The sequence below is a fragment of the Streptomyces sp. NPDC030809 genome (assembly GCF_055572195.1).
The window spans coordinates 251,095-263,257 of sequence record NZ_JBVIDV010000004.1 but is presented as its reverse complement, the minus strand read 5'-3'; the positions used below and the strand labels follow the sequence as shown (position 1 = coordinate 263,257).

Annotated in this window: 6 protein-coding genes; 1 reads left to right on the top strand and 5 read right to left on the bottom strand. The window is 75.3% G+C overall.

What is annotated here, in order from left to right; genetic code table 11:
* Positions 1–53: 53 nt before the first annotated feature.
* The 4 genes from ACZ407_RS07930 to ACZ407_RS07915 form a co-directional block, all read right to left on the bottom strand.
* Complete coding sequence (locus ACZ407_RS07930) at positions 54–1,733, bottom strand: serine/threonine-protein kinase (RefSeq protein ID WP_468126391.1); 1,680 nt, start codon at positions 1,731–1,733, stop codon at positions 54–56.
* Positions 1,734–1,870: 137 nt separating this feature from the next.
* Entirely contained in the window at positions 1,871–4,951 is a 3,081-nt protein-coding gene (locus ACZ407_RS07925) for a protein kinase (protein WP_468126389.1), read from the bottom strand.
* 174 nt (positions 4,952–5,125) lie between these two features.
* Positions 5,126–7,480, bottom strand: coding sequence for a serine/threonine-protein kinase (locus ACZ407_RS07920; RefSeq protein WP_468126387.1), 2,355 nt, complete (start codon positions 7,478–7,480; stop codon positions 5,126–5,128).
* A gap of 151 nt (positions 7,481–7,631) precedes the next feature.
* On the bottom strand, positions 7,632–9,338 hold the full coding sequence (locus ACZ407_RS07915; protein ID WP_468126386.1) for a glycerol-3-phosphate dehydrogenase/oxidase: 1,707 nt from the start codon (positions 9,336–9,338) through the stop codon (positions 7,632–7,634).
* Positions 9,339–9,600: 262 nt separating this feature from the next.
* Between ACZ407_RS07915 and ACZ407_RS07910 the strand changes: the two genes are divergently transcribed.
* The gene (locus ACZ407_RS07910) at positions 9,601–10,830 is read left to right on the top strand and encodes a nucleotide sugar dehydrogenase (RefSeq protein ID WP_468126385.1); all 1,230 of its coding nucleotides are present in this window, start codon (positions 9,601–9,603) and stop codon (positions 10,828–10,830) included.
* Positions 10,831–10,978: 148 nt separating this feature from the next.
* Here ACZ407_RS07910 and ACZ407_RS07905 read toward each other — a convergent pair whose 3' ends face one another.
* Positions 10,979–12,103 (bottom strand): GuaB3 family IMP dehydrogenase-related protein, encoded by a 1,125-nt coding sequence (locus ACZ407_RS07905; protein WP_468126384.1) that lies wholly within the window; start codon positions 12,101–12,103, stop codon positions 10,979–10,981.
* Positions 12,104–12,163: the final 60 nt, after the last annotated feature.

Sequence of the window (12,163 nt, the reverse complement as noted above, 5' to 3'; positions counted from 1 at the left end):
CTGATCTGCGCAGACCCGGCCCCGCGCGGCCCGCATGCGGCGCCGGGCGCGGACTACGGCGCCTGCCAGCCGCGCAGCACGGTGTCGAACTGCTCGCGGGTCTCGTCCCAGTCGGCCTGCGGGCCCGACATGTAGATGGCGTACTCCGCGCCCCCGGGGGACACGTACAGCTGGTCGACGGCCCGCCGCTTGCCGGGGAAGTCCTTCTTCTCGGTCCACGTGAACTCCCAGATCCCGGCCTCGTTCCGGCCCAGGAAGGTGTTCGCGTGCAGGGTCTGGCGCTTGTACTGCGGCAGCCGGGTGCGCACGTTCTGCTCCATGTCGAGCAGGTGCGCGTACGGGTCGGCGAAGTCGGGGGTGCGGTCCACGCTGATCCGGATCCGGTGCTTGCCGTCGTCCGGGGTGTAGTCGATCTGCCCCTTGTCCGTCTGGCGGGTCCAGCCCTCCGGGACCCACAGGGTGAAGCCCGCGGGGTCGGTCACCTGGCGCCACCCGGCGGGGACCGCGCCGGGGGTGGCCCCGGTACCGGTGGCGGTGCGGGTGCCCTTGCCCTCGTCGCCGCCGCTGCCGCCGGCGCCCCCGTAGAGCTTGAGGAAGCCGAAGGCGAGCCCGCCGCCGAGCAGGGCGGCCACCACGGCCACCGCTGCCGCGCGCCGGATCCGCCCGGCCGAACGGCGCGGCCCGGCCGCCTGGTACGGCGGCGGGGGCAGGCCCGGACCGGCCTGCGGCGGTACGGGTCCGGTCTGCGGCGGTACGGGGCCCGCCTGGCCGGGTATGCCGGGGTGCGCCTGCCGGGCCATGCCCCGCTCCGGCGCCGGGGTGCTGCGGTCGGGGGCCGCCACGGCGGCGGTGTGCTCGGGGCCGAAGTGCTGGGTCGGGACGAAGGCGTGGGCGGAGCGGGGCTCGCGGCCCTCCATCGCCTCGATGAGCATCTGCTCGGCCTCGCCCGCCGAGGGCCGCTGCGCCGGATCCTTGCGCAGCAGCGCGGTGATGACCGGCCCGAGGGCGCCGGCCTGCCGGGGCGGCGGCGGGTCCTCGTGGACCACGGCCTGGAGGCTGGAGATCGGCGAGGTGCGCCGGAACGGCGAGCGGGCCTCGACCGCGGTGTAGAGGGTGGCGCCGAGCGACCACAGGTCGGAGGCCGGGTCGGGGGCGCCGCCGGTGACCCGCTCGGGGGCCAGGTAGTCGATGGAGCCGACGAGTTCGCCGGTGCGGGTGATGGAGGTGTCGCCCTCGATCGCGGCGATGCCGAAGTCCGTGAGCAGCACCCGGCCGTCCTTGGCCAGCAGCACGTTGCCGGGCTTCACGTCGCGGTGGAACACGCCCACCGCGTGCGCCGCCCGCAGTGCGCCCAGCACGTGGAGGCCGATGCGCGCGGCCTCGCGGGGCTCGATCCGGCCGGCCGCCTTGGCGGCGTCGGCGAGGGAGGGGCCGTCGATGTACTCCATGACGATCCACGGGCGGTCGTCGTGTTCGAGCACGTCGTGGACGGTGACCACAGCCGGGTGCGCGATCCGCGCGGCGGCCCGGGCCTCCTTCTGGGTACGGGCGTGCAGCACGGCCCGGTCGGCTTCGGCGACGTACAGACCCGCCGTCAGCTCCTTGACGGCGACGGTGCGGTGCAGCACCTCGTCATGCGCGCGCCACACCTTGCCCATGCCGCCGCTGCCGATGGACTCGCCGAGCCGGTAACGGCCCGCAAGCACCGCGCCCGCGCCTGTCCTCTGATTCACGAATTCCTGCCGCTTCTCTGCTCCGGATGGCCAGACTAAGAGCGGCGGCGCGCTCCAGGTACCACGAAGCGCCTGCGAGACCGCACTGTGACGCAACTGTCGGTTTCGGTCCACCCGGCGCGGCGCTCCGGCCCTGATCAGCCCCCCGACTGGTAACTGGCCGTGGCCCGTTGGTAGATATCGGTGACCTTGTCCCGGGTGTCCTCCGGACCCATCACCATGACCACGTGGTAGCGGCCGCCGAGGGCGAAGACGCGATTGCGGACGAATACGTTCCGCCCGCCTGCGTCGGTCCACGTGTACTGGCCCTCGGCCATCACTTTCTGACCCACGGTGAGGGAGCGCACGTCCGTGGCGGTGGCCCAGCTGGAGGAGCGGTAGGGGTTCAGCTCCCGTTCCTTGTCGCGCTGGTAGCCCAGCGGGTCCGGATTGCCCTGGATGGCGTCCCGGCCGGGTACGACGATCAGCTCGTAGTCCCCGTTGGTGTAGCGCACCTGGCCCGCGTCGTTGAGGGGCCTGCGGTCCCAGCCGTCGGGTACGGCGACCTGGAAGCCCTCGGCGTCGCGGGCCAGGGTGTAGCCCTTGCCCACGTCCACCGGCGGGCTGGTGCGGGTCTGCGGGCGCGGCGAGGCCGGGGGCGCGGACCGGGAGGGAGTGGGCCGCGGGGCGGGCGCCGACCCGGCGGGGGTCTGCGGGGCCGGGCCGCTCGCCGTGGGGGTGCGCTGTTCGAGGCTCTCGGCCGCGGGCTCGGCGTCGGGCAGGAACACCATCGCGCAGGCCACCGCTCCGGCGAGCGCGAGGAACACGCCGAGCAGGAGGTTGCGGCCGAGCGAACCGGACCGGCGGCCGCCGCCCTTGGGTGCGGGGCGCGGGCTCGGGGAGGGCCTGGGCCGGGGCGGCGGTGGCGCGGAGCGGCCCGTCTGCCGGTGCCGGCCGTGACCGGCCGGCTCCCGGGGCGCGGACTCCCGCTCCTCGGAGTGCCGTTCACCGGCGTGCCGCTCCGCGGAATGCCGTTCCGCGGAATGCCGTTCCGCGGCGTCCCGGCCGCCGCCGGCCCGCCCGCCGGACTTCCTCCCCCCGGGACCCCGGCCGCCCCGGGACCCCGCGGACAGCCGCCGCTTGCGTACGAGTTCACCGCGGCGGCGCACGATCGGCAGCCGGGCCGCGTCCGGCTCGGGCTCCGGCAGGCGCGGTGCGACGGCGTCCGGTTCGGGGGCCGAGCGCACGAGGGAACGCAGCCAGCCGCGCAGCTCCTCGAAGTCCGGTCGCTCGGTCGGGTCCTGACGCAGCAGCGACTCGACGACGGGCCGTAGCGGCCCACACTCCTCGGCGTACGCGGGCGGTTCGGAGCAGACCATCTCGACCAGCTCGGCGGCGCTGTCCTCGGGGTAGGGGGCGTGCCCCTGCACGGCCCGGTAGAGCAGGGCCCCGAGCGCCCACAGGTCGGTGGCGGGTCCGACGGGGGCGGCGAGCTGCCAGTTCTCGTGCACCGGGTGGGCCTGCTCGGGCGCCCACCGCTCGGTGACGGCCCCGACCACGGCGATGCGCGTCTGCCGCGCCCGCTCGGCGGCCAGCGGGGTGTCCGGACCGCGCCCGGCTCGTGCGCCGGCGGCGGGCTCGTCCCATCCGGAGGGGCGCGTGGCCTGTACGGGCACGTAGGCGGGGGCGGCGGGCGCGGGCTCGGGCGGGACGGGCGGCGCGGGCTCGTGCGGAGCCGCCGGCTCCGGGGAACCGCCGTACGGGGACTGCCCGTACGGGCTCGGCCCGGGCGCCCCGTAGGGGCCGGGGGCGGGGTCCCCGTACGGGGCCGGGGCGGGGGGACCGGGGGGACCGGGCGGCGCGGACTCCGGCGGTGCCTGCTCGTGGCGCACCGGCGGCCGGGCGGGGGTGTACCCGGCGGGCAGGGCGGGAGTGCGCGGGGTGGCCCCGTGCCAGGGCGTGTCGGGACCGCCGCCGTACGGATACGCGTACCCCTGCGGGAGGTTGGACCCCTGCGGCCGGACCTCCGCCCCGGCCGGGCGGCCCTCCTCCGCTCCCGCCGGGCGGCCCTCCCCGGCCGCGGCGCTGCGCCGCTCCTCGGCGGCCCGGGCGGCGGCCTGCGCCCCGGCCCGGTACGCGGCGATGGCCCCGGCCCGTGCCGCCGCCTTGAGGTCCGCCTGCCCGGCGGCCGGGCCGGAACCCGCGGCCGTTCCGGAGCCCGGCCCCGGTCCCGCACCCGTACCACCGGCCGCACCCGCTTCCGCGCCGTGGGACGGGGCCTGGGCTCCGCCGGACGGGATGTGGTCCTTGTACGGGGACTTGTACGAGACGGACGGCTGGGGCAGCTCGCGCGGGGCGGGCGGTCCGGCCTGCGCCTGCGGGGCCGGGCCCGGTGCGGGGCCGGGCGCCCCGTACGGGTCCTGCGAGGGCAGCGGTGCCGGACCGGCGCCCCGGTGCCCGGAACCCTGGGCCTGCGTCGGTACGGCCGGGCCGCCCGGGGCCTGCGGCGGCAGCCCGGACCCCGAGGGCGCGCCCGGCCCCCCGTACGGGCCGGAGGCCTGGCCCGGCACCCCGGAGCCGGAACCACGCGGGACGGGCGGGGCGGCCGGCGGCGTCGCCGGCGGGGTGTCCTCCTCCGCCGGGGGCACCACGTCGTAGCCGCACAGGGCCTCTTCGGCCGCGCCCGCGGCCAGGCCGGTGAGGACCACCCGGCCGTCCTCGCAGACCAGGACCGTGCGGGTGGTGATGTTGCGGTGGGTCCAGCCGTGGGCGTGCAGCACGCGCAGGGCGGTGAGCACGTCCGAGGCCACCTCGGCCGCGCGGTACGGGCCCAGCGGGCGGTCGGCGAGGAGGGCGGCCAGCGGGCGGGCGCGCACCAGCTCGCTCACTATCCACAGGGAGCCGCCCTCGGCGAAGACGTCGAAGACCTGGTCCAGCCGCGGGTGGTCGGGAATCCGGGCGGCCGCCTGCGCCGCCTCGATGGCCCGCCGCACCGCGGGGTCCGCGGGCCGCCGGGTGGCCCCGCCGTGCGCCCGGCGGGCTGCCGGGGCCGGTCCGCCCATCCCCTCGCCGTCGAGGAGTTCGGCGTCCACGATCTCCGGCAGCAGGACCTGCCGGACCAGCACCTCCTGCCCGCTGCGGGTGTCGAAGGCCCGGGTCTCGACCAGTTCGTACGCGTCGGACGGCGGCAGCGGCAGCCGGTAGCGGTCGGCGAGAACCCTCCCCGCGTACTCCTCCACGGCCCCTCCCCTGAGCGTTCCCCCGTCACGAGCAGCCACGCCCGTACCGCCACCGAACGGGCCAATTGCGGTCGTTTACCGGCCCATTGCGGCTGCGTACGGTCCGCGGACTCTCACGATACGTCGCAGGAGCCACCCGCGTCGCGAGTCCGGCGAGGTCAGGCCCGGTCGGGGTCAGTCCTTCGGCTGGAAGGTCGCGAAGGCCGTGTCCCGCAGGGTCTTGCACTCCTGCGCGTCCCACTCGGAGACCTTGCAGCTGATCATGATGGCGTAGCCGTGGTCGGCGTCCACCTTGAAGCCGCGGTTGAGCACGCGGACCCGCATCCCGCCCTGGTTGCGCTCGAACTCCCAGTCGGCGACGGTCGGGTAGCCGCGGTAGTCCTGCTCCGCGATGCCGAGCAGCTTGTAGCCCTTGCTGCTGGCCTTGACGGCCGTCGCCAGCTGCACCCAGGCGAGCCGGGCGTCGTCGAGCGGACTGTCGTTGAAGTCGACCTGCACCCGCGGGAAGCCGCCGTCGCGGCTGTAGATCCCGCCGGAGTTGGAGCCCGCTATGTCGGTGCGGCGGAAGTCCTTCGGCATGGCCATCGTGAAGTGGAACCGGGCGTCGGACATCGCGGCGTACCCGGCGGGCAGCGTGCCGCCCTGGGTGCCGCCCTGGCCCTGGGTCTGGCCCTGGGTGCCGTCCTGCCCCTGACCCTTGCCGCCCGTGGCCCCCTCGCTCTGGCCGGTCTGCCCCTCCCCCTTGCCCTGGCCCTTGCCGCCCTGCGCGCTGCCGCCGTTGGCGGAGGAACTGCCGGCGGTGCTGCCCGGGCCGGCCGAGGCGGCGGCGGAACCCTTCCCGCCCTTGCCGTTCTTGCCGCCCCCGCCGGGCTCCTCGTCCCCGCTGAAGGCGTACGCGATGACCCCGCCGATGACGGCGAGCACCGCGACGAACGCCGCGATCGCCAGGGCGATGGTGCGGCGCGGCAGCACGTCGGTGAGGGGCGCGGCCGGTGCGCTGCGCGGGGCTCCGGATCCCGTGGCGGTCGGTGCGGGGGCCTGTTCGGCCGGGGCGGCGGCCGCCGCCCGCGCCGACTTCAGCGCCGCCTTGGCCCGCTCCCGGTTCTCCCGCTCCTTCTCCTTGGCCGCCTTCGCAGCGCGGGCCGCCTCCTTGGCCGCCTCGCGCGCCGCGTCCTTGTCCGGCTTCTCGGGCAGCGGGGGCAGGGCGATCATGCGGGTCTCGTCGGCCGGGGGCTCCGGCTCGGGCTCCGGCATGTTGACGATCGCCGTGAGCATCGCGCGGGCGCCCGCGTCGTCGAGCCGCTGGTCGGGGTCCTTGGCGAGCAGACCGTAGATGACGTCCGTGAGCGGACCGGCGTTCCTCGGCGGGTCCACCGGCTCGGTCATGACGGCGGTCAGGGTGGCGAGGGCGGAGCCCTTGTCGTAGGGCGGGACGCCCTCGACGCACGCGTAGATCAGGCCGCCGAGCGACCACAGGTCGGCGGGCGGGCCGGGCTTGTAACCGCGGGCGCGCTCGGGGGAGATGTACGAGGGGGCGCCGACCAGCATGCCGGTGGACGTGACCGAGGGGTCGCCCTCGACCTGGGCGATGCCGAAGTCCGTGAGGACGACCCGGCCGCTTTCGGACATCAGCACGTTCGACGGCTTCACGTCGCGGTGCAGGATGCCCTCGCGGTGTGCCGCGCGCAGCACGTCGAGGACGGCGAGGCCCACCTCGGCGGCGCGGCGCGGGGTGAGAGTGCCCTTCTCCCGGATGTACTCGGCGAGCGAGGAGCCCTCGACGAGCTCCATGACGATCCAGGGCCGGTCGTCCTCGTGCACCACGTCGAAGACGGTGACCGCGCCGCCGCTGCGGATGCGGGCGATGGCCTTCGCCTCGCGCAGGGTCCGCGTGATCAGGCGGCGCTTCTCGTCGGCGTCGATACCGGAGGGGAAGCGGAGTTCCTTGACGGCGACGGTGCGGCCGAGGGTCTCGTCGACCGCCCGCCAGACCGTGCCCATGCCGCCCTTGCCGAGGACCCCGCCCAGCCGGTACCGGCCGGCCAGCAGCTGCCCTTCGTGCTCGCCGGTGTCCGACGAACCGTCAACCGGCGTACGGGCTGCGCCGCCGGCCGGCACCGGGGCCGCCTCGGCCCTGGGCCCCGGCCCGGCTTCCGCCCTGGGTGCGGGCACCGCTTCGGCCTTGGTGACGGACCCCGACCCGGCCACGGGAGCGGCCACGCCCGCGGCTCCGGACCGGGCTCCGGCCTGGGGCTCGGCGCGGCCGGCCTTGGTCAGCGCGACGGGAGCCGCGGCCGGCTCCGGCACGGACGGCCGCCCCGAGTCCGTCGCGGCGGCCGCGGAACCGGCGGCCGCGGCGGAATCGGCAGCGGAATCGGCGGCGGCAGCGGGATCAGCAGCCGCGGCGGAATCGGCGGCCGCGGCGGCTTCCGCCTCCGAACCGGCCGCCGCGGCAGCGTCCTTCGCCAGGGAGCCGGCAGCACCGCCCGTGAGGTCCTGCGACTTGCGCCTCTGCTCCGGCTTCGACATGTGTCCCCTCTGCGATCGCGCGCGGTTCGCCCCCGCCTCGGCAGGGAGCGTGGCAACCCGCCCCGGCAGAACCCTCATTGTTCCTCACTCCGGCACGGACGGGTGCCCGGGGTCCGCGGTTCCGCCGAACCTCAGAAGGACCTCAAGATCGTTAAAGCGGAACGATGTCCGGGGCTCCGAGCCGGGCCGCATCCGCCGTCTGGTCGTCCGGCTGGCGCTGCGACTCCCGTTCCGCCTGGACCCGCTTCTCGTAGTGCTCCACCTCCTTCTCGATCTGCTGTTCGTCCCAGCCGAGCACCGGAGCCATCAACTCCGCGCATTCGCGGGCGCATCGGGTCCCGCGGTCGAAGGTCTCGATGGAGATCCTGGTCCGCCGGGTGAGTACGTCGTCCAGGTGGCGGGCGCCCTCGTGCGAGGCCGCGTAGACCACCTCCGCGCGCAGGTAGTCGTCGGCACCGCCGAGCGGCTCGGCCAGCCCGGGGTCCCCGGCGATCAGTTCGAGGATTTCCTCCGTCAGGGACCCGTAGCGGTTGAGGAGGTGCTCGATCCGCACCACGTGCAGCCCGGTCCGGGCCGCCGTCCGGGCCCGCGCGTTCCACAGCGCCCGGTACCCCTCGGCGCCCAGCAGCGGGACGTCCTCCGTCACGCACGCGGCGACCCGCTGGTCCAGGCCGTGCACGGCCTCGTCCACCGCATCCTTCGCCATCACCCGGTACGTCGTGTACTTCCCGCCCGCCACCACGACCAGCCCGGGGGCCGGATGGGCGACGGTGTGCTCGCGGGAGAGCTTGCTCGTGGCGTCCGACTCCCCGGCCAGCAGCGGCCGCAGGCCCGCGTACACCCCCTGGACGTCCTCCCTGGTGAGCGGCACCGCGAGGACGGAGTTCACGTGCTCCAGCAGGTAGTCGATGTCGGCGCTGGAGGCGGCGGGGTGCGCCTTGTCGAGGTCCCAGTCGGTGTCGGTGGTGCCGACGATCCAGTGCCGGCCCCACGGGATGACGAACAGCACCGACTTCTCCGTGCGCAGGATCAGTCCGGTGGTCGAATGGATCCGGTCCTTGGGTACGACCAGATGGATGCCCTTCGACGCCCGCACGTGGAACTGGCCGCGCTCCCCGATGAGCGCCTGGGTGTCGTCCGTCCACACCCCGGTCGCATTGACCACCTGCCGGGCGCGGATCTCGTACGTCCCGCCCGCCTCGACGTCCTGAACCTTCGCGCCGACCACCCGCTCGCCCTCGCGCAGGAAGCCCACCACCCGGGCCCGGTTGGCGGCCAGTGCGCCGTACGCCGCGGCGGTGCGCACGAGGGTGGCCACGTACCGCGCGTCGTCCATCTGGGCGTCGTAGTACTGGAGGGCGCCGACCAGGGCGTCCTTGCGCAGGCAGGGGGCCACCCGCAGGGCCCGTTTGCGCGAGAGGTGGCGGTGCACGGGCAGGCCGCGGCCGTGCCCGCTGGAGACGGACATGGCGTCGTAGAGCGCGACGCCCGAGCCGGCGTACAACCGCTCCCAGCCCTTGTGCTGGAGCGGGTAGAGGAAGGGCACGGGCTTGACCAGGTGCGGTGCGAGGCGCTCCAGCAGCAGTCCGCGCTCCTTGAGCGCCTCCCGCACCAGGGCGAAGTCGAGCATCTCCAGGTAGCGCAGCCCGCCGTGGATCAGCTTGCTCGATCTGCTGGAGGTCCCCGAGGCCCAGTCGCGGGCCTCCACCAGTCCGGTGGCGAGCCCGCGCGTGACCGCGTCCAGCGCGGTGCCCGCACCGACCACCCCCGCGCCCACCACCAGCACGTCCAGCTCGCGCTCGGCCATCCGGGCGAGCGCCTCCTGGCGCTGCTCGGGCCCCAGTACCGCTGTCCTCACTGCTGCCTCCCGTCGGTGCGGCGGCCCCGGCCGGTGCGGGTGCTCCGCCCGGCGCCAGTGACCCCGCTCACATCCCCCTCGTCACGATTCTGACCCGGCGCACCCTCATCAGCCACCGCCTGTGGACAACACAACGGCGGCCGCCTTCCCACAATGCCGCAGATCGGTCATATATACGCCTAGTCTGACATAGCGCCAGCTCTCGCTGTCCACAGGACTTGCGCGCCCAGCCCCCTCCGGTTAGGGAAGGACGGCCACCCCCATGCCCGCAGACCTCGCCGTCATCGGCCTCGGCCACCTCGGCCTCCCCCTCGCCCAGGCCGCCGTCGCCGCGGGCATCGAGACCGTCGGCTTCGACGCCGGCCCGGCCACCGACAGCACCCTGTCGGCCGCCGAGATCCGCCGGATGTCGGCAGCCGGCTTCCGCGTCACCACCAACCCGGCCGAGCTCGGCCGGGTGCGCACCGCCGTGATCTGCGCCCCCACCGCCCTCGGCGCCGACCGCGCCCTGGACCTCTCGGCGGTCGGCGAGGCCGCCCGGGCGCTCGCCGCACGGCTGCGCCCGCACACCACCGTCATCCTCGAATCGGCCGCCCACCCGGGGGTCACCGAGGACTACCTGCGCCCGATCCTGGAGTCCGGCTCCCGGCTGCGCGCCGGGCGCGACTTCCACCTCGCGTACTCCCCCAGCCGGCTGGACCCCGGCAACCGCACCCACGGCTTCGCCAACACCCCCAAGGTGATCGGCGGGCTCACCCCCGCCTGCACCGAGTCCGCGGCCGCGTTCTACGCCCGGCTCACCGACAAGGTGGTCCGCGCCCGCGGCCTGCGCGAGGCCGAGACCGTCCAGCTCCTCGAAACCACCTACCGGCACGTGAACATCGCCCTGGCCAACGAGATGGCGGTGCTCTGCCACGACCTCGGGGTGGACGTGTGGGACGTGATCCGCTGCGCGGAGACCAAGCCGTACGGGTTCCAGGCCTTCCGGCCCGGCCCCGGGGTCGGCGGCCACGGGGTCCCCCTCGACCCGAACTACCTCCCGCACACCCCCCGCACCCCCGGCCACCCGCTGCGCATGATGGGCCTGGCCCAGGAGGTGAACGGCCGGATGCCCCAGTACGTCATCCAGCGCTGCGCGGGCCTGCTCAACGAGCACGGCAAGTCGGCCCGCGGGGCCCGGGTGCTGCTGCTGGGGGTCACGTACAAGCCCGACCTCGCCGACCAGGAGGGCTCCCCGGCCCGGGAGATCGCCAGCCGGCTGATCGACCTCGGGGCGCTCATCAGCTACCACGACCCGTACATCGCGGGCTGGCGGGTGCGCGAGCGGCCCGTGCCGCGCGCGGAGTCCCTGTACGAGGCGGCCGCGGAGGCGGACCTGACCGTCCTGCTCCAGCACCACCGCACGTACGACATGCAGGGCCTGGCCGTGAAGGCCCAGCTGCTGCTGGACACCCGGGGTGCCAGCCCGGCGGGAGCCGCCCACCGGCTGTGAGTTCCGGCCGGCCGGCTCCGGCGCAGGCCCGGCCCGGCCCGCCCCCGGCACGGCCCCGGCCCGGTCCCGGCCGACCGCCCCCGCTCACGCCGGAGGGCCGGCACCCCGAGCGGGGTGCCGGCCCTCCGGCGTGGTGCGGGTGGCGCGGTCAGCGGCGGTGCTGCGAGTCCGCGACGGTGACCTCGACCCGCTGGAACTCCTTGAGCTCGCTGTAGCCGGTGGTGGCCATCGAGCGGCGCAGGGCCCCGAAGAGGTTCATGGAGCCGTCGGGGGTGTGGGACGGGCCGGTGAGGATCTCCTCGGTGGTGCCGACCGTGCCCAGGTCCACCTTCTTGCCGCGCGGCACGTCCTCGTGGACGGCCTCCATGCCCCAGTGGTGGCCCTTGCCGGGCGCGTCGGTGGCGCGGGCCAGCGGGGAGCCCATCATCACGGCGTCGGCACCGCAGGCGATGGCCTTGGGCAGGTCGCCGGACCAGCCCACGCCGCCGTCGGCGATGACGTGCACGTAGCGGCCGCCGGACTCGTCCATGTAGTCGCGGCGGGCCGCGGCCACGTCGGCGACCGCGGTCGCCATCGGGACCTGGATGCCCAGCACGTTGCGGGTGGTGTGCGCGGCGCCGCCGCCGAAGCCGACGAGCACGCCGGCCGCGCCCGTGCGCATCAGGTGCAGGGCCGCGGTGTACGTGGCGCAGCCGCCGACGATGACCGGGACGTCGAGCTCGTAGATGAACTGCTTCAGGTTCAGCGGCTCGGCGGCGCCGGAGACGTGCTCGGCGGAGACGGTGGTGCCGCGGATGACGAAGATGTCCACGCCCGCGTCCACGACGGCCTTGGAGAACTGCGCGGTGCGCTGCGGGGAGAGCGCAGCGGCGGTCACGACGCCGGAGTCGCGCACCTCCTTGATGCGCTGCCCGATCAGGTCGGCCTGGATCGGGGCCGAGTAGATCTCCTGCAGGCGGCGGGTCGCGGCCTCCTCGGAGAGCTCGGTGATCTCGTCGAGCAGCGGCTGCGGGTCCTCGTAGCGGGTCCACAGGCCTTCGAGGTTCAGGACGCCGAGGCCGCCGAGCTCGCCGATGCGGATGGCGGTCTGCGGGGAGACGACCGAGTCCATGGGGGCGGCCAGGAAGGGGAGCTCGAAGCGGTAGGCGTCGATCTGCCAGGCGATCGAGACCTCCTTCGGGTCCCGGGTACGCCGGCTCGGGACGATGGCGATGTCGTCGAACGCGTACGCCCTGCGGCCGCGCTTGCCGCGCCCGATCTCGATCTCAGTCACGTGTGGTGGCCTTTCCCTCTTGGTCTGCCCGTCCAGTATCCCCGAAGGCCGGACGACCGC

Excerpts from the sequence above, each read along its gene's own strand:
- ACZ407_RS07920 (WP_468126387.1), bottom strand. The coding sequence starts at position 7,480 with ATGTCGAAGCCGGAGCAGAGGCGCAAGTCGCAGGACCTCACGGGCGGT.
- ACZ407_RS07910 (WP_468126385.1), top strand. The coding sequence starts at position 9,601 with ATGCCCGCAGACCTCGCCGTCATCGGCCTCGGCCACCTCGGCCTCCCC.